This window comes from Acidovorax sp. SUPP3334 (assembly GCF_030159055.1).
Lineage (GTDB): Bacteria > Pseudomonadota > Gammaproteobacteria > Burkholderiales > Burkholderiaceae_C > Paracidovorax.
Window position 1 is genome coordinate 1 of record NZ_BQXQ01000064.1, and the last position, 17,403, is coordinate 17,403.

A 17,403-nucleotide genomic window follows, 5' to 3' on the forward strand; every position below is an offset into this window, starting at 1 on the left:
TCTTGTGCTGGCGCGAAGCCTGCGCGAACAGGTCGAACTTCAGGGCGCTACGGGGTGTGATCATGGCAAGGAATGGGTTAGCTGGTCTTGGTCAACAAGTGACCGGCTGGGTTTTGAGAGGTTCCCTTTGGCCTCGCTCCTCCAGCAACAATCCGGTTTGCGCCGCGTCCGTATTGATGGACTTAAAAATGGACTTAAAAGTCCTGGATGCAGGCGGATTTCAATGGACGTCACTGGAATGAAAAAAGGGGCAAAAGCCCCTGTTTTCAACGACTTACAGACGTCAATGGAAGTCTGTAGATCATAAATTGGAGCGGGTGAAGGGAACAAAATTTCTGGACCCTACTACCTCAGTCAAATCAACAACTTAGCTCAAACATTGCCTAATTTTTAGGCGGAAATGTGTGGGTTAGATGTGTGAGTTGTATGGTAGCGCATCCACTGGTAGAGTGTCCGAATGAATTCTCTTAAAGATCAAATATTTGAATATGTCAAAAAATATCGCTCTGTTACCTATGCCGAACTAAATCAAAATATCGTCGGATTTCGTGGTAATCGCATGTCGTTGGTTCCTGAGATTCCCTCAATAGTTTATTGGTCGGGTCTTTCCGATGAAGCTTATGAGGCCATAGCGGAATTATTAAATGAAAAGAGAGTTTTCCATAATGCATCAACTCCTCAGCAATATTTGAGAGCTGGTGGCGGTTTAACCATTCCAATCGTGAAATCTAATAAAATTACGAAAGAATTGCGTTGGCTTCCAGTGGTGTTATCAGTGCAGAAGGAATGAAATGATTAAATTATTTGATTATGAACTTGCAGTTCGGGTGTTGTCAAAGTTAGGTTATCTAGAGTGCATAGAGAAGTTGATGAGCTTGTTCTTGCTAATTAAGGACGTTGCTGAAGAGTTGGGAGTGAAAGCCGGTGAGCTAACTCCGGATCAATTAAAGCAAATCGAAAATCTGAGTAAAAAGGGATATAACGATGCGAAAAAAATCGCGGAAATAATGAACCCACCAAAAATAAAGCCTTAGAATTTATTCTACTGGGAAAACTTTTTGTAAAATAGCCAACCATTTTTCCACCAAATATTTAGCCTCCTCCGGGCTTAATTCTTTAATATGAATTTCTGGAATTTTTTGATCATTGTCGTTGGTGTTCATTAATTAATTACACAGCAATCTATTCAAAAGTCAAGTTTTGAGTTTGTTCGGTGAGAATTTTTCTTTGAGTGCGTTCGTTTCGCTAATTGCATTAGATAGCTGCCTCTGCAAATCCTTATTATCTAATTGCAGTTGTTGCAGATTCTGAATGGCTTTAGCCTGGCTGTTGAGCTTTTCCTGCAATGCTTCTTTTTCACTCTCCAGCTTATATTTTAATTTTTCGGCATCAGCTTCTGCACGCTTCCACTCACGCAGAATCTTTTTAGCTTGCTGAATAATTTTGTTTTCATAGACTGTTGATGCAAACAGTCTGGCGACCTTTGCATATATTTTTGCTTCCTGTTCTTTCAAATAGACGTCAGGATTCAAAATATTTTTTAAGGCAGGAGCTTCCAGCTTCACTGCCTTTTGCAAATTCTCATTGTTCACTTTTGTGGGTTGCTTGATCTGCTCATAGAACTTCTGCACTTGCTGGTGTGTGGCTCTGGAGCCCTTCAAACCACGCTGGAGGCCAAAATTTTTATTGTGGGTGGCATACCTGGTCTGTAGATCTCTGAGCTTCGCCTGGCCCCCAAGAAAGCTCTTGCAGTTGAGCTTTCCTTTTGCATCTATCGGCACAACATAGGCTTCTATGTGCGGAGTCTTTTCATCCAGGTGCAGATACATGCAGAGAATATTTTTCTCTCCGTGCTCTTTTTTCACGAACTCAATTTGAGCTTCGCACCAGTTTTTTAATCTGGCGTCCCGCTCATTTTTTGAACCTGCGTCAAAAAATTCGGGACTTGCAGTTAGCAAATACTCAATTGCCAGCACTGCATCTTTTCTAATTTTATTTCCAGCAGCTTCATAATTTTGCAGAAAATTATCAGCTACGGCTGAGTAATTTTCCTGTCCAAATACCAATTTGTTTTTTTGTTGTTTTGCAGGATCTGCATTTGGCGTAGGGTTTATTCTGTATGTGTGTTTCTCCCTGAATTTCAACCCAGCTATTGACTTATGCTTTTTTGTTCTTATTATGCTGTGCATGGACGTTTTGCCTTCTCTTTTTTATTATCTTAGCTGTTATTTTGCGGTTGTAAATACCACACCCTTCAGGTGTAACTCACTACACCTTTTGCACGTTGTTTAAAAGGTCAACACTACGTGTTGGCTCGCCCCTTCGGGGGAATAAAAAATACCAAACATCCAACAGCCTTCCGCACATAAAAAAAGCCGCCTACTGGCGACTTTATTTTAAGTGCGGTGCTCTTTAAAAACCCTGCTTTTCACCTTCCGGTGCTCTGGCTTCGCGGTGTTACTTTTTCATTTCATGTGTGGTGAGTAACACTTCAAATTTTGACTTGGCTCTTCATTATTTCTGTGATGAGTTGGTGTTACTTTTATGGGGTGTTTATTCAACAACCCCTGTACTCAGAGAAATAAATATAGGCAACAATCTAAAATTTTTTGCTTAGCCCCAGCTAAATCCTGATGCCTGTTTAATTTCTGCTGCAATGGTTTCCGCAAGTTCCAATGGCATATATTTAGTGATTTTCACTTTCCTACCGCCTGCGCTGGCGTACACATATGCATTTCCTTTTCCATTCCTGCTGGTTGTTTCGTTCAGTGTAGCAATGGTTTGAATATCTGAAAATGGCAACTGCTTGCCCTCAAAGATGATCCCAACCTTGGGCCTAATCGTCAGTGAGGATTTTTGAAAATTGAATTTTCGCACAACAAAAATCCACAGTGCAACGGCCAAAATATTCCAGAAAATTACCAGACCAACTGGAAATTCATTCCTAACGGAGTGCGAATCATAAAACGGAATCATTGCAGGACTGGTCACTGCGCATGAGACGGGATAAAGCGCCAGCATCAAAATACCCGCAAATCCTGCCCCACTGTGTGCACCAATCCTTTCAGTCTTGAAGCTCAATTCAATTGAGCCATCAGAACTAATACTTTTTTCGTAGCCTTTTTTAAAACTGCTTTCCATAACACTCTCTCTGTGAAGTAGTCATCTTTGACGCAATGGCTCCAGCCAGTCAACTGGATGGGTCGCTTTCTACCATATCTGTTCTTCCTGTCAACCCTGGTTGCTATCAACCTATGGGGTTGACAAAGAGGGCGTACATATGAAAGATGACTTTGACAAAAAGATTGCTATGGATGTAGGAGCGTGCATTCGAGCCAGAAGGCTGGATGCAGGCATGTCACAGGATCAGCTTGCTGAGAGGCTGGAGGTAGGCCCAGAGGCTGTATCACGGATGGAAAGAGGTGTTGTGATGCCTACCATCCCGAGGCTGGTGGAGCTAGCCAATGTGCTCAACTGTCCAGTAGAAGCCTTCATTCCTACTGCAAGTGGCTCCACTCAGTCAGGAGCCAACGAGATAGCTCAACTACTGCAACCATTGGATAAAAATAATATGAAATTTGTGGTTGAGATTGTGCAAAAATTAACTAGTCATTTAAAAAGGGAGCATTAGTTAAATTTATGTCAGGCTTAAAAATATCTTCACCTGTCGGGAGGACTACAGGTAACAAACCCCATGAGGTCATGGCTGTTCAGAAGGCATTGAACTACCATCTGAAATCGAAGATAGGATATGTGGCAGTTAAAGAAAATGGATTAATTTCACAGGAAACTCTGGAGGCAATTTATATCTTCCAGGCTATGAGTGGAATTTGCCCGGCAGATTCGGTAATTTTCCCAAATAGCATCACTCACCGCAATTTAAATAAAAATGCTGTTCGTGTAGCTAATCCTTTGGCTGCTCGCATGTCCACAGATCGGAGTGACGTAAGGCAAGCAATTATTAACAGGTTAGGAGTAATTGAGCGCAAGCAATGGAATGCCATCAATCCTGCTAAATTGCCGGGAAATGACTGGGATTACAAAGCTATTGCCATTCACCATGCGGGCAATTCTTTCACTTGTGGAGCTGCTGGAATCGATTCACTTAGACAGGTTGAAAAAATCGATATGAGCAAGTTCGGTCAGGTGAGCTATCATTATGCAATAGATTGCGCAGGCACTATTTATGAAGCTCTTGATATCAGAGACAAGGGAGCTCATGTGGCGAAATCTAACACTGGAATAATTGGTTTAGTTTTCCTTGCTGATTTTAGTGCAAGAGGCGAAGCTGGAAAATATGGTCCAGGAATTTTCAATGTGGCAAAAAAAGAGGGGCTGAAATCTGCCGGTTCTGAATTCTTAAGTGTCCAAAAGGATAGGCTTGATGTCAGTCGTGATGAGCCTCCAGAAGTGCAATTGACTAGCGCGGAAAAGTTGGTAAGGACATTAGCCGAGTTTTTTCCCATAAAGAAATTAGGTGGTCATCGTGAATTTGCTGTAGCTATTGGAACTAGTCGCGCCTGCCCGGGAATTTATGGAATGATCATTGCAGAGCAGCTTAGAAACAAGTTTGGATTTGAAAGGCCATAATGAGAATTCGCGTCCGCTACCTTTTTTTAATTTGCATGCCGCTGTTTTTTTTATCCTGGATTTTTATTGGTTTGGATGATTACGTTGGAGACCATGAGGTGGGTTCACATTGGAACCCTTTTATCAAGTCAAAACCAACGTTTCAGATTATTTTTAAGAATCCTATTGTTGACATTCTAGATATCAGGCCGATTGAAGAAATCGACGAGAAAACAAAAATCGATTTTTTGGAATATTGTTCAATACGCTGGGGAATCAATGATTTCAAAAAGTGTTATGAGCGAACGGTGTCTTACATAATTTGATTTTGCGCACGTTTTCCTTTTTTATTCACTTTCGTTCATCTACTTGCGTAGTTCTATTTTGATATCCAGAATCTTATTATTCTCTGGAATCTAGATCTTTATTTTAGCCTTCGTCATAGATCTTTACTCTACTTTGATATCTAGATTATTGCTCTATGACTTTGCCTGTCCCGTGTTATCACACGGTCCCGGCAAAGTCTTACCCTAACCCAAAAAATTTGAGTTTCGGACTTTGCCGGTAAATTACTCCGTGCGATAAATATCACATAACCCCGGATGGAAAATAATCAACCATTTCCATTTAACAAGTTCGTACTGTTGATAGTACATCTGGGGGGTCTTGCCTTGTCTTCCCTGTCGCTTTCCAGATTCGCCTTTCAAGTTCTAACGTACTTTCACCATCGGTTAAAATGGTGCTCGCTACCTGCTAAGGGGGTTTTACAGTTATGGGAGCCTACCCCAATATTTTTAACCTGCCTTTATATTAGCCATTCGCGTTAGCAGTTTTTCGACCGAGGAACTTAATCGACGCATAAAAAAACTGCCCTACTGTTTGCAAGTGGGCAGTTTGATATTTTGTCTTGACTTTTGTTTAAAGTTTGCTAATATATTTTTGCCCGCCTGAGAACGGTCTTATTGTTATATTAGATATTCGGAGAATGTCAATAGCAGTAGAAAATAAAAAGCCAGTCACTGACTGGCTTTTTTTATTTTCAATCAAATACAGTGAATGCTTGCAGATAGTCAAACCCACTAAAACTAATCTTCTCGTGCCAGTCCAGCTTCTCAATAGCCTCTTTGAGAGTCTTCATGGGCAGTTCATGCAGATAGTTGTAGTGAGTTGATTTGTCACTGACGTGACCCGATAGGGTGTAGATGGTTGAATTATTGACGTTGCGTGCAACAAGCCGAGTAATAACAGTGTGCCTCAGAGAGTAGAAGCAATTGTCATCTTGTTTCACTTCAACATCTTCAAGATACAGGGAAAAACTCCTGGACATATTTTTCTTGGTCCCATTGTGACCATTTTTCAAGTACCAGAACAGTTTTTCTTTTTCCTTAATTTTATCAACATACTCCAATAGTCCCATTTTAATCAATTGGGAATGAATGGGAATGGGGCGAACTCCCGCAGGTGTTTTGGCATCTTTTACCTGAAAGAAGTAAATTCCATCATCCTGCCTAATATTTTTAACCTCAAGAGTGGTGATCTCTTCTGGCCGCATGCCTGTATAGAGACAAATCAGAGGCCCCCAGAAGTAATCTGGTTTTTTGGCATAGGTTTTATAGTTTGTCCACTCAAAAATAGCTTGCAAGTCATCTTCGTAGAACTGATCTCGGGATTTCAACTGCTTTTTGCTATTTTTAATATACATGCCTTCTACGGGATTGGTCTGCTCTGACCTCAATCCATTCTTAATCGCATAGTCAAACAACCCACGAAGGCAACCCAAGAATCCATTGATGGTATGAGGCACCTTCTTCTCTGCCAGCATCTTATTTTTGAAGGTCTTAATATCTTCCTTTGAGTAGGAGTTGATATCTACGCTTGAAAAATAATTACGGAAAAACTCAAAGGATTTTTTGTATTTGTAGACCGTAGTGCTTTTGAGGGTGGGGGTAAGCTCAGACAGGAAACCAGCCACCGCTTCATCGTAAGTAGTGATAGTGATTTTGATATTATTAACTGGTGCTGCTTGCAGTGAAGAACCAGCAGCGTGGGCTTTGCCCATCGCCTCCAGGATTTTCAATCCGCGCTCCTGCTCTTCAGCGGTATCAGCCTGAAAAATACCATTTTTCAGATCAATATTAATAAGCTCCCGGATATTGTCAAAATCAATATATGGCTTGGTCATTTCAACTCGCAGATTGAGGACAGCAGCTTTTGCCCTTGCTACCTTATTTTCACGAGTTTTGAGGGAGAAATACAGGCACTTCTGTTGTGCGCCAGCTACTGCACGTGGCAGCACTAGCCTGAAGAAGTAGACACCTGACTTTTTGTCCCGGATGAGCCGGGGCATGGGGATCGGCACGTTGGAGGCTCCAACTGCCTAAATTTCTAGCAACTGTGTGAGTTCTAGGTGTGAGTTGCATTCTTCATCTCTTGGATAAAATCGTTATGAATCAACGACTTACAAGAGATGGAGCGGGTGAAGGGAATCGAACCCTCGTATGAAGCTTGGGAAGCTGCCGTTCTACCATTGAACTACACCCGCAGCGGTGCGGATTATAGGCACGGCGCAGCGGTCATTCCAACGGGCTCAACGCCCGAGTGCTTTCGAAACGCCGGGCTGCCCCGGTGACCGGATCATCGAACGCCAGCGACCGCGCCAGCAACTGCAGCGGCCGCGAGAAGTCGCCTTCGGGCAGATCGTTCACCTCGGGGTAGTAAGCGTCGCCGCGCAGCGGCAGACCCAGGGCGGCCATGTGCACACGCAACTGGTGGCGCTTGCCCGTCACGGGCGAAAGGCGGTAGCGGGCCCAGCCGCCCGCCACCTGCAGCACCTCGATGCGAGTGAGGGTGTTGGGCTCGCCCGGCACTTCCCGCATGCGAAAGAACTGCGGGCTTTCTTCGATGCGGCTGGCGTGCTCGCGCGGAAACGCCAGGTCTTCGCGCCACGGGGCGACGGCTTCGTAGGTCTTGGCGATGCGGCGGTCGCGGAACAGCGCCTGATAAGCGCCCCGCGTTTCGCGCTGCACCGAAAACAGCACCAGCCCGGCCGTGTCGCGGTCGATGCGGTGCACGGGGGTGAGATCGGGCAGGCCCAGCCGGCGCTTGAGCCGCACCAGCAGCGTGTGCTGCAGGTAGCGGCCCGTGGGCACTACGGGCAGAAAGTGCGGCTTGTCGGCGACGAGGATGTGGTCATCCTGGTAGAGCACCGTTTCCTCGAAGGGAATGGCGATTTCCTGCTCCAGCGCCCGGTAGTAATACAGGCGTATGCCGGGCAGGAAGGGCCGATCGGGCGTTGCCGCGACGCCGAATTCATCGACCACTTCGCCAGCCGCCATGCGCTGCGACCACGCCTCGCGGCCGACGGCGGGAAGCCGCTCCACCAGAAAGTCCAGCAGGCTGCCGTGCCCCGACGATGGCAGCGCCACGCAACTGGGGCTCACCCCATCGCGCATGGGCAGGACACGGGGATCGTGGCGGTTGTGCATGGGGCGCAGATTGTAGTGAGCGGCGCGAAACGGGCCTGCCAACCCACCGGCCGGCCAGCCAGTCAACGCGGCATCCGTGACGGCGGCGGCATTTTTCGCGGCAGGACCGCTGGGTTTGCAGCCGGACGGAGAGGCATGCTGCATCATCGCGCCCCATGAATCGACACTATCTCTCAGCCATCGCAGCGGTGTTGGTCGCGCTTTTGCTGCGCTACCTGCTGAACCCGGTGCTGGGAAATCAGGGGCCGTATCTGGTCCTGACCCTGCCGATCGTGGTGGCGGCGATGTACGGCGGACTGGGCCCCGCGTTGCTGGCCACGGCCCTCGGAACCCTGATCGGCACCTACTTGTTCATCGCGCGTGGTGCCGGCCTGCACGATGTGCTGCAGCCTGAGAACGTCGCTCGCATCCTGCTTTTCGTGGCCATCGGCGTGGCCATTGGCCTGATGGGGGCGCAGCTGCGGCGCTCGCGCAAGGCGCTGGCTGAAAAAGTCCAGCAACTGCATGCGAGCAATCGCGCAAAAGACAACGCCATGGCGGTTTTGAGCCACGAGATCCGCAATCCGCTGTCGGCCATTCATTCCGCGCACTTGGTGTTGCACCGTGCCCCGGATGACGAGAAACGGGTGGTCTGGGCCAACGAGATCATCGGCCGCCAGGTGGCGCAGTTGAAGCGCATGGCCGATGACCTGCTGGACCTTTCCGGGCTGATGCGGGGTAACGCCACAGCCAACCTGCCGGTGGATTTGCGGCAGGTCCTTCAGCAAGCGCTGGAGCAGAGCGCGCCGCTCTGCGTGAAGAAAGGGCATCGGCTGGAGACCGAACTCGGCACCGTGGCTGCCGTCGTGATCGGGGATGCGCAGCGGCTGGTGCAGGTGTTCGCCAACTTGCTGACCAACGCGGCCAAGTACACGGACCCCGGCGGCAAGATCGCACTGACCGTGGGGCTGCGCGCAGCCGACCATGTGGAGGTGTCGATCGAAGACGATGGCGTCGGCCTTCTGCCGGGCACCGTGGACGACTTGTTCGAGCCTTTCGTGCAGGCCCCCGGCGCCGCATCCAACGCAGAAGGCGGCCTGGGGCTGGGGCTGGCGATCGTGCGCAAGATCGTGCAGGCCCACGGCGGTGAAGTGACGGCCGAGAGCCCGGGGCCGGGCCAGGGAAGCCGCTTCACCGTCCGCCTGCCTTTGGCGCCGGACGGTATTTAGCTTCGGGTGCTTTCAGCCCACTACCGCACTATTCATGGCGTTTTCGCTATATTTTTAATAGCAAAATCAAACCACGGTGAACCCGTGCGTGCCATCGCGCGCCAGTTGCTCCACCAGCCCGAACTCCCAGTCCAGATAGCCCTGCATGGCTTCGCGCGGGGCGTCGGTGCCCTCATAGGGGCGGCGGTAGCGGTCGATGCGCGCAGAGGCCAGGCGCGTCTCTCCCGTTTCCAGGGGCAGGCCTTCGTCGATCCACGCCTGGGTGCCGCCTTGCAGCACCGCGGTGGGGGCGCCTGTCAGCCGGGCGACGGCTTCGGCGGCGTAGCGCGCCAGCGCACTGGTGCCGCAGGTGAGCACATAGCGGCTGGCGGGCGGCACGGTGCGCAGGGCGGTCTCCAACTGCGAGCGCAGCACGAACCAGGCGCCGGGTATGTGGCGCCGCACGTATTGGGCGCTGGCTGTGAAGTCGAGCACCGCCGTGTGCCCCTCGGGCTCATCCTGCAGCCAGCGTGCGAGTTGCCGGGGCGCCACCCAGGTCAGGGGCGCCTGCGGTTCGGGCGCGAGCGGCGCGGGCTGGCCGGTTTCCAGGGCGGCATCATCGCCACCGGTGCCGTCCAGCACCCACACGTCCCAGCCCATCTGGGCGAGCCACGACGCCGTCATGTTCGCGCGGGCGCCGTCGTCATCAGCGAGCACGATGCGGGCGCCGCGCACTGGCGCTGCGTGGTCGGTTTCCTGCACGAGCTGGCCCCCGGGCGCGCTGCGAAAGCCGGGCAGGTGCCCCGTCTCGTATTCCTCGGGGGTGCGAACGTCGAATCGGTAGGTGGTGCGACCTACCTCGACGGCGAAACGGGCCAGGTCCGCAGCGCTGGCGCGGCGCACGCCCGCACGGTCCGCCACGGCGCGGGCGCGGGCCGCCGCACTGGCGCGCTGTTCGGGCGCCACGGGTGCGAAGCGGCGGTCCGCGCCGTGCTCCAGGGTATGGCCCGCGAGCAACCAGCCGATGGTGCCGTTGCGCAGCGCGGCTACGGGATTGGGCAGGCCCGCATTCACCAGCGACTGCGTGCCGATGATGCTGCGCGTGCGGCCGGCGCAGTTCACGATGATGCGGGTGGCCGGGTCGGGCGCCAGCGCCTGGGCGCGCAGCACCAGCTCGGCGCCGGGCACGCTGATGCCGCCCGGAATGTTCATGGTCTGGTATTCGTCGAAGCGGCGGGCGTCCAGCACCACCACGTCGGCCTTGGCATCCAGCAGCGCCTGCACCTCCTCGGCCGCGAGCGACGGAGTGTGGCGCTCGCTTTCCACGAGTTCGCCGAAGGCCTTGCTGGGCACGTTCACGTCGATGAAGAGTTCGCCCCCCGCGTCCTTCCAGCCCTGCAGGCCGCCTGTCAGCAGAGAGACGTCGGTGTAGCCCAGCGCGCGCAAGGTGCGCGCCGCAGGTTCGGCCAGGCCTTCGCCGTCGTCGTCGTCGTACACCACGATGGGCGTGGCCCGGCGGGGAACGCGCGCCCAGGCATCGAGTTCGATGCGCCCTGCCGGCAGGTTGGCGGCGAAGAGCGGGTGGCCCTGCGCGAACGGGGCTTCTTCGCGCACGTCCAGCAGCGCGATCTCCTGCCGGTCCAGAAGGGCCTGGCGGACTTTTCGGGTCGTGGTGGTTGCCATCCCGACGTCGGCGTCGGCGGGGCGGGCGGTAGCGGAAGAGAAGATGGCGGTCATGGCGCGAAATCGGTGGTGGTGGCGTTGGCGTGGGGCGCGCTGGCGAGCGGCTGGTTACAGATGTTGGGCAGCGTCGCGTTGCTGTAGCCCGAGACGAAAGGTCGCACGGAGCCGTCCTCGCGGTACACCGACCGCTGCACGGCGCCGATGTTGGCGCCGTACACGTGGATGCTGATCGAGGTGGCATCAGCCAGCAGGTTGCTCACGCGGTGCACATCGCCCAGGGTCGGGGAAACGGCTTCGGTGTCGCCCGGCTGCAGCCGGTGGGGCGTGCCGCGGGGCTGCCACTGGCCGTTGTCGTCCTGCCCATAGGCCTGCGATTGCTCGGCGCCGCGCAGCATGCCGACCAACCCCCACACGGTGTGGTCATGGATCGGCGTGGACTGGCCCGGCCCCCAGACGAAGCTCACCACCGAAAAGCGGCCCAGCGCTCAAGCCGCTGCAGACGCCTTATGTTCCGATCTACTTCGGCGGTGCCTCCGCGCCCGCATTACAGGTGGCCGGCAAGCATGCCGACGTGTATGCGCTCTGGGGCGAATCGCTGGCCCAGGCGGGTGACCTGGTGCGCCGCGTGCGGGCCGAGGGCGCGCAGCATGGCCGCCACATCGAATTCAGCATTTCGTTCCGCCCGATCCTGGGCCGCACCGAAGACGAAGCCTGGGCGCGCGCCGAGCGCATCCTGCAGGACACCCGCCGCCTGGGCGTGCCGCAAGGCTACGCGCGCGGCACCGGCCCGCAGCAGAGCGAGGGCGCGCAGCGCCTGCTGGCCGATGCGGCCAAGGGCGACCGCGTGGACGAACGCCTGTGGACTGCGATTGCGCGCGAGACCGGGGGGCGTTCCAATTCGACCTCGCTCGTCGGCACGCCCGAACAGGTGGCGGATGCGCTGCTCAAGTACTACGACCTTGGGATCACCACCTTCCTGATCCGCGGCTTCGATCCGCTGGTGGACACCATCGAATACGGCCGCGAACTGCTGCCGCTCGTGCGCGCAAAGGTGGCCGAGCGCGATCGGTTGAATGCCAACCGGGCTGCGTTGAAGGTGGCTTGAGGCGCCGCTGTTCAGCGCGAGGCTAGCGGCTGCCCTCGCGCCCCTGGTTGCCCGGCGCCCGCATGCCGGTCAACGTCGGCAGCGTGGCACGCATCGCATCCAGAAACCGGCGCAGCCGCGCCGGGTAGAACCTGGCATGCGGATAGACCAGCGACACCGGCAGCGGCGCCGCCTGCCATGCGGGCGCCAGATGCCGCAGGCGGCCCTGGCGCAGGTCGGGCTCCACCGCCCAGGCCGACGCAATCGCCGCACCCAGTCCAGCGATCGCGGCGCTGCGCAGGGCGTACAGGCTGTCGGTGCCCATGCGCGGGTGGATGGCGAAGCGTTCGACCGCGCCGTCCGGCTGGCGGGTGAGCGACACCTCGCGCTGGTAGTAGGTGCGCAAGGCCAGCCAAGGCAGGGTGCGCAACGCGCCGGCATGCTCCGGCACCGTGCCGCCGGGCAGCAGTTCCGGGGCCGCCACCACGATGCGCGGTACTTCGGCCAGCTGAATCGCCACCACGGCCGGGTCGTCCACCTGGCCGACCTGGACCGCGCAGTCGATGCCTTCCGCGATGAAGTCGGGCCTGCGGTCGTGCAGCAGCCATTCGACCGACACCTCGGGGTATTGCCGCAGATAGTCCACCAGCGGGGCGATGAGCTGCTCCTGCCCGAAGGCGTGCGGCACCAGCACCCGCAGCGTGCCCCGGGGCGCGTCGTGCGCGCCGCGCAGGTCGGCCTCCATCGCGCGCCAGTCGTCCAGCAGGGCCTTTGCATGGGCGAAGCAGCGTTCTCCGTCCTCGGTGAGCTTCATCACATGGGTGGAGCGCTGCAGCAGCTTGAGGCCCAGCGACCGCTCCAGCGCCTGGAGCCTTCGGCTGACGGTGGGCTGGGTGGTGCCCAGTTGCTGCGCGGCGGCCGACAGGTTGCCGGCTTCGACGATGCGCACGAAGGTCTGCATGAGTTCGATGCGGTCCACACCGGCCAGGGAAGACGTGGCTGAGGCTTGCTTCATGCGCCAAGCGTATAGCAGATGTGCGCCACAGGCCACTACCCAGAGGGAGGCGCTTCGAACACACTCCGCCCCATCGCTTCCATTCAAGGGTGTTTCCCATGGCTTCCATTCAAAACACGCATGCATCCGCTGAACCGGGCGGCCCGTCGACCGGCGTTCCGGCGCCGCTGTTGCTCCTGCTGGCCACCGCTGCGGGCCTGAGCGTCGCCTCGCTTTACTACAGCCAGCCCATGCTGGGCGTGCTGGGCCCAGACATTCATGCCAGCGAGCGCGCTGTGGGCCTGGTTCCCACGCTCACGCAGCTGGGCTATGCGCTCGGTATTTTGTTTCTGGCCCCGCTGGGCGACCGCTACGACCGCCGCCGCATCATCCTGGCCAAGGCCGCCGTTTTGGCGCTGGCCTTGCTGATGAGCGGGTTCGCGCCCGGCATCGGCTGGCTGCTCGGTGCCAGCCTGGCCATCGGCCTGTCGGCCACGCTGGCGCAGGACGTGGTGCCCGCCGCTGCCACGCTGGCCCCGGCGGCCCACCGCGGCAAGGTGGTGGGCACGGTGATGACAGGGCTGCTGCTGGGCATCTTGCTGTCGCGGGTGGTGAGCGGTTTCGTGGCGGAGCACTTCGGCTGGCGCGCCGTGTATGTGGCCGCCGCCGTGTCGATCGCGCTGATCGGCGTGGCCGCGTGGAAAGGCCTGCCCAGCTTTGCGCCCACGACCCCGCTGCCGTACCGTGCGTTGATCGGCTCGATGGCCGCGCTGTGGCGCCGCCATGGCGCGCTGCGCCGCGCCGCCTGGGCCCAAGGGTTGCTATCGGTGGGTTTCAGCGCCTTCTGGTCCACCCTGGCAGTGATGCTGCATGGATCGTTCCACCTGGGCAGCGCCGCCGCCGGAGCCTTCGGGTTGGCCGGTGCGGCTGGCGCCCTGGCCGCGCCGCTGGCCGGCCGCATCGCCGACCGCAGCGGCCCGGAGCGCGTGACCCGTCTGGGTGCCGCACTGGCGGTGGTGTCGTTCGCGGCCATGGGGCTGGCCCACTGGCTGCCGCCCCAGGCGCAACTGGGCCTGATCGTGGCGAGCGCCATCGGTTTCGACTTCGGTGTGCAGGCCACGCTGGTGGCGCACCAGACCATCGTGTACGGCATCGAGCCCGCCGCCCGCAGCCGCCTGAACGCGCTGCTGTTCACCGGCATGTTCGTGGGCATGTCCGCCGGTGCGGCCCTGGGCAGCCTGGCACTGGCGCAGTGGGGCTGGCTGGGCGTGGTGGGCTTGGCCACCGTGGCCTCGGCCAGTGCCCTGGCAGTGCGCTGCCTGCCGGCCCGGACCGCCGTGGCGATCGCCTGATTTTTCAGAGGGCCAGCCCATGCGGCGGAGCACGCCGGTGCGCCACGAGAAGCGGGATCAGGCCGCAGCGGGGTCCGCGGCTGCCCAGGCCGGCGTGAAGCTGCGGTCCCACAGCGGCGCCACATGGGTTTTGCCGTCCAGCACGCCCAGCTGCACGAAGGCGTCGGCCACCGCCTGGTGGCCCTGCACCACGGTATCGGTCACGGGGCGCAGGTCGTAATCGGTGCTGCGGTTGTTCCACAGCTCGATCAGGTCGCCCACCGGCACCCGCGTTTCGGCCGCCTGGGCGCGGGCATAGTCCAGGTAGTTGCCGTTGGCCCATGCGTAGGCGCGGCGCAGGCGCTGCAGATAGTCGCTCAACGCGGCATGGCGCAGCGGGTCGGCCACCGCACGCGGGTTGGCGTAGATCGGGAAGTTGCCCGACAGGTAGCCCAGGCCGGTCTTGAGCACGCGGGCCCCATAGCGCAGCCGGGCGATCTGCCCGTTGTAGCCGTAGATGGCCCAGGCATCCAGATCGCCCCGGTCGAAGGCCGACAGGCCATCGGACGGGCTGAGGCTGACCGGCGTGATGTCGGCGAACGACAGGCCCGCCTCGGCCAGCTGGCGGCTCAGGAAGTAATGCGACGTGGTGGCCCGCACGTAGCCCACGCGCTTGCCCTTCAGGTCGGCGATGCGCTGGATGGGCGCATCCTTTCGGGCCAGCGTGACCTGGTTGTTCAGGTCTTCCCGCGTGACCGCCACGAAGCGCACCTGGGCCTTTTGCCGCGCTGCGAACAGTGCCGGAATCTCGCTGCCCGACCCCAGGTCGAGCGCATCGCCGTTGATGGCCTCGATGTGCAACACGCCGTTGTTCAGTTCGCGCCATTCGATGCGGTACGGCGTGTTGGCCAACCCGGCCGCGGTGATCAGCGGGCGCCACAGTCCCTTGTAGGTGCCGATGCGCAGCGTGACGCCAGACAGGTCGGGCGCCGCTGCCGCTTGGCGCGCCAGCGCCGGAAAGCCCAGCGCAGCAGCGGCGCCTGCCGCCAGCGAGCGTTGCAGCAGCGCGCGGCGCTGCGGGGAAGAGGGGCTGGCAGGGGTGCTAGGGGTGGGAGTAGCGGTGGGGCGCATGGCAGATCCTCGCGTCGGCAGATGGATGAAGGGGTGATGGGTGATGAGGTGACGGATTTTTCCGAAAGCGTGCGGCCGCGCGCGCCCGCCGCCAACGACCGATCCGTAGCAAGCACATGCGAAAAAACCGCGATGCCGCCCGCCGCGCCGTTCATGCCGAAACCGCATGTGTTCACGCGCTTTTCTTCGTTGGTCCGGGCGGGGCGGGCTCCTAAGGTGGCGCTGTTTCTCGTTCACCCTTCGATGGAAAGCCCACCATGTCCGCCGTTCTCTCGCTTTCGCCTTCGGCGCTCCAGCGCCGAGCCCTTCCCCAGCGCAAGGATTGGTTCGATGCGCCGCCGCCGCGCCCCACGGTCGAGGCCGAGCGCCGCCACCGGCAGGAGCAGCTGGCTGTGGCGTTCCGCCTGTTCGCGCGGCACGGGTTCGACCACGGGCTGGCCGGGCACATCACGGCGCGCGATCCCGAGTGGGACGACCATTTCTGGGTGAACCCGCTGGGCCTGCATTTCTCGCGCATCCGGGTGTCCGACCTGCTGCTGGTGAACGCGCGCGGCGAGATCGCGATCGGCGAAGGCCCACTCAACCGCGCGGCGTTCGCGATCCACGCCGCGCTGCACGAGGCCCGGCCCGACATCGTGGCCGCCGCGCACACGCATTCGACCTACGGCAAGGCCTGGTCCACGCTGGGCCGCACGCTTGATCCGCTCACGCAGGACGCGTGCATCTTCTATGAAGACCACGCGCTGTTCGACGATTTCACGGGCGTGGTTTGGGAGACGGACGAGGGCTTTCGCATCAGCGAAGCACTGGGCGCGCGCAAGGCCGTCATTTTGAAGAACCACGGCATCCTCACGGCCGGGCCCAGCGTGGAGTCGGCCGCGTGGTGGTACATCGCGCTGGAGAACGCCTGCCACACCCAGTTGCTGGCCGAAGCCGCCGGCACGCCGCAGCCCATCCGGCACGAGGTGGCGCGGCACACCCACGGGCAGATCGGCGGGCCCGGCGGGGCGCATTTCACGTTCAAGAGCCTGTTCGAAACCGTGGTGCGCGAAGACCCCGAGGTGCTGCAGTGAACGCACCGCTGACCGCCGGCCAGCGGGCGCGCACGCTCGCTGCCGAGTTCGGCGCGCGGGCGGCCCGGCACGACCGCGAGGCGAGCTTTCCGCACCAGAACTTCGCCGATCTGCAGCAGGCGGGGCTGCTCGCTCTGGCGGCGCCGCGTTCGCTGGGCGGGCAGGGCGCCAGCGCCGCGCAACTGGGCGAGGTGATCGGTGCGGTCGCGCAGGGTTGTCCGGCCACGGCACTGGTTCTCACCATGCAATACCTGCAGCACCGCGGCATGGGGCGGCCCGGCACCGCGTGGCCGGTGGAACTGGCGCGCGATCTGGTGCATGAAGCGGTGAATGGCGTGTCGCTCATCAACGCGCTGCGGGTAGAGCCCGAACTGGGCTCGCCGGCGCGCGGCGGCCTGCCGGCCACGGTGGCGCAGCGCACGGCCGATGGCTGGCGACTCACGGGCCACAAGGTGTATTGCACCGGCGCGCCGGCACTGCGCTGGTACGTGGTGTGGGCATGCACGGACGAAGCCGAGCCCCGCACGGGTACCTTCCTCGTGCGGGCCGATCTGGCCGGCGTGCGTGTCGAACCCACCTGGGACCACCTGGGCTTGCGCGCCAGCGGCAGCCACGACGTGCTGCTGGACGGCGTGGAAGTGCCCGCCGCCCACGCGCTGGACCTTCGCCGGCCCCGGGACTGGGCCCGCGGCGAGCCGGCCATGCAGGCGGAGATGGCCGTCATGCTGGGCTCGCTCGATAGTCGCCCCTGCAAAACCCTGGCAACCCGCATGAACACTGGGTTTTCGCCAGTTCCGCTAGTTGCTTGATCCCCTGAGAATCAACAAATCAGATTTTGTTTTCTGGGAGTTTTGCAGATGTCCGAG

The 17,403-nt window shown here is 58.2% G+C and carries 17 protein-coding genes, 1 tRNA gene and 2 pseudogenes; 10 read left to right on the forward strand and 10 right to left on the reverse strand.

Translation table 11 applies throughout. The features are described 5' to 3' along the window. The 3 genes from AVHM3334_RS22365 to AVHM3334_RS22375 form a co-directional block, all read left to right on the forward strand. The coding region (locus AVHM3334_RS22365) for a hypothetical protein (protein ID WP_284415671.1) at positions 1-307 on the forward strand (307 nt) is incomplete at its 5' end. A gap of 150 nt (positions 308-457) precedes the next feature. After that, on the forward strand, positions 458-790 hold the full coding sequence (locus tag AVHM3334_RS22370; protein ID WP_284415672.1) for a hypothetical protein: 333 nt from the start codon (positions 458-460) through the stop codon (positions 788-790). Position 791: 1 nt separating this feature from the next. Continuing rightward, the gene (locus AVHM3334_RS22375; RefSeq protein ID WP_284415673.1) at positions 792-1,034 is read left to right on the forward strand and encodes a hypothetical protein; all 243 of its coding nucleotides are present in this window, start codon (positions 792-794) and stop codon (positions 1,032-1,034) included. Between the two features lie 3 nt (positions 1,035-1,037). Here AVHM3334_RS22375 and AVHM3334_RS22380 read toward each other — a convergent pair whose 3' ends face one another. From AVHM3334_RS22380 to AVHM3334_RS22390, 3 genes are all read right to left on the reverse strand, one after another. Next, entirely contained in the window at positions 1,038-1,163 is a 126-nt protein-coding gene (locus tag AVHM3334_RS22380; protein WP_284415674.1) for a hypothetical protein, read from the reverse strand. Positions 1,164-1,193: 30 nt separating this feature from the next. Further along, complete coding sequence (gene mobV, locus AVHM3334_RS22385; protein WP_284415675.1) at positions 1,194-2,189, reverse strand: MobV family relaxase; 996 nt, start codon at positions 2,187-2,189, stop codon at positions 1,194-1,196. A gap of 424 nt (positions 2,190-2,613) precedes the next feature. Then, entirely contained in the window at positions 2,614-3,141 is a 528-nt protein-coding gene (locus AVHM3334_RS22390) for a hypothetical protein (RefSeq protein WP_284415676.1), read from the reverse strand. Positions 3,142-3,280: 139 nt separating this feature from the next. On the opposite strand from AVHM3334_RS22390, the gene AVHM3334_RS22395 reads away from it, so the two are divergent. Beyond that, positions 3,281-3,631 carry a helix-turn-helix domain-containing protein gene (locus AVHM3334_RS22395; RefSeq protein WP_284415677.1) on the forward strand — a complete coding sequence of 117 codons (351 nt, stop codon included), beginning with the start codon at positions 3,281-3,283 and terminating at the stop codon, positions 3,629-3,631. Between the two features lie 71 nt (positions 3,632-3,702). Then, the gene (locus tag AVHM3334_RS22400; RefSeq protein WP_284415678.1) at positions 3,703-4,590 is read left to right on the forward strand and encodes a peptidoglycan recognition protein family protein; all 888 of its coding nucleotides are present in this window, start codon (positions 3,703-3,705) and stop codon (positions 4,588-4,590) included. Between the two features lie 1,018 nt (positions 4,591-5,608). Here the strand turns inward: AVHM3334_RS22400 and AVHM3334_RS22405 are convergent. The 3 genes from AVHM3334_RS22405 to AVHM3334_RS22415 all read right to left on the reverse strand — a co-directional run bounded on the left by AVHM3334_RS22405 (position 5,609) and on the right by AVHM3334_RS22415 (position 8,054). Continuing rightward, entirely contained in the window at positions 5,609-6,928 is a 1,320-nt protein-coding gene (locus AVHM3334_RS22405; protein WP_284415679.1) for a site-specific integrase, read from the reverse strand. 109 nt (positions 6,929-7,037) lie between these two features. After that, positions 7,038-7,111 (reverse strand) — tRNA-Gly (locus AVHM3334_RS22410). 31 nt (positions 7,112-7,142) lie between these two features. Continuing rightward, positions 7,143-8,054 (reverse strand): RluA family pseudouridine synthase, encoded by a 912-nt coding sequence (locus AVHM3334_RS22415; protein WP_284415680.1) that lies wholly within the window; start codon positions 8,052-8,054, stop codon positions 7,143-7,145. A gap of 155 nt (positions 8,055-8,209) precedes the next feature. On the opposite strand from AVHM3334_RS22415, the gene AVHM3334_RS22420 reads away from it, so the two are divergent. Next, positions 8,210-9,262 (forward strand): sensor histidine kinase, encoded by a 1,053-nt coding sequence (locus tag AVHM3334_RS22420; protein ID WP_284415681.1) that lies wholly within the window; start codon positions 8,210-8,212, stop codon positions 9,260-9,262. A gap of 66 nt (positions 9,263-9,328) precedes the next feature. On the opposite strand, the gene AVHM3334_RS22425 is transcribed toward AVHM3334_RS22420, so the two are convergent. Further along, entirely contained in the window at positions 9,329-10,924 is a 1,596-nt protein-coding gene (locus tag AVHM3334_RS22425) for a rhodanese-related sulfurtransferase (RefSeq protein WP_284415687.1), read from the reverse strand. Between the two features lie 50 nt (positions 10,925-10,974). Continuing rightward, positions 10,975-11,400 (reverse strand): annotated as a pseudogene (locus tag AVHM3334_RS22430) (cysteine dioxygenase family protein); the annotation flags it as partial. 8 nt (positions 11,401-11,408) lie between these two features. Between AVHM3334_RS22430 and AVHM3334_RS22435 the strand changes: the two are divergent. Next, a pseudogene (locus tag AVHM3334_RS22435) lies at positions 11,409-12,029 on the forward strand (LLM class flavin-dependent oxidoreductase); the annotation flags it as partial. Between the two features lie 22 nt (positions 12,030-12,051). Here AVHM3334_RS22435 and AVHM3334_RS22440 read toward each other — a convergent pair. Next, complete coding sequence (locus tag AVHM3334_RS22440; RefSeq protein ID WP_284415682.1) at positions 12,052-13,023, reverse strand: LysR family transcriptional regulator; 972 nt, start codon at positions 13,021-13,023, stop codon at positions 12,052-12,054. A 98-nt stretch (positions 13,024-13,121) separates the two neighbouring features. Between AVHM3334_RS22440 and AVHM3334_RS22445 the strand changes: the two genes are divergently transcribed. Further along, complete coding sequence (locus tag AVHM3334_RS22445; protein ID WP_284415683.1) at positions 13,122-14,354, forward strand: MFS transporter; 1,233 nt, start codon at positions 13,122-13,124, stop codon at positions 14,352-14,354. Positions 14,355-14,411: 57 nt separating this feature from the next. On the opposite strand, the gene AVHM3334_RS22450 is transcribed toward AVHM3334_RS22445, so the two are convergent. Further along, a complete protein-coding gene (locus tag AVHM3334_RS22450; protein WP_284415684.1) occupies positions 14,412-15,464 on the reverse strand; it encodes an ABC transporter substrate-binding protein in 1,053 nt (350 codons plus the stop codon). 257 nt (positions 15,465-15,721) lie between these two features. Between AVHM3334_RS22450 and AVHM3334_RS22455 the strand changes: the two genes are divergently transcribed. Both AVHM3334_RS22455 and AVHM3334_RS22460 read left to right on the forward strand, forming a co-directional pair. Then, positions 15,722-16,537 (forward strand): class II aldolase/adducin family protein, encoded by an 816-nt coding sequence (locus tag AVHM3334_RS22455; RefSeq protein WP_284415685.1) that lies wholly within the window; start codon positions 15,722-15,724, stop codon positions 16,535-16,537. Then, positions 16,534-17,346 (forward strand): acyl-CoA dehydrogenase family protein, encoded by an 813-nt coding sequence (locus AVHM3334_RS22460; protein WP_284415686.1) that lies wholly within the window; start codon positions 16,534-16,536, stop codon positions 17,344-17,346. Before AVHM3334_RS22455 ends, AVHM3334_RS22460 begins: the two co-directional genes overlap by 4 nt. The last annotated feature ends 57 nt before the right edge of the window (positions 17,347-17,403 follow it).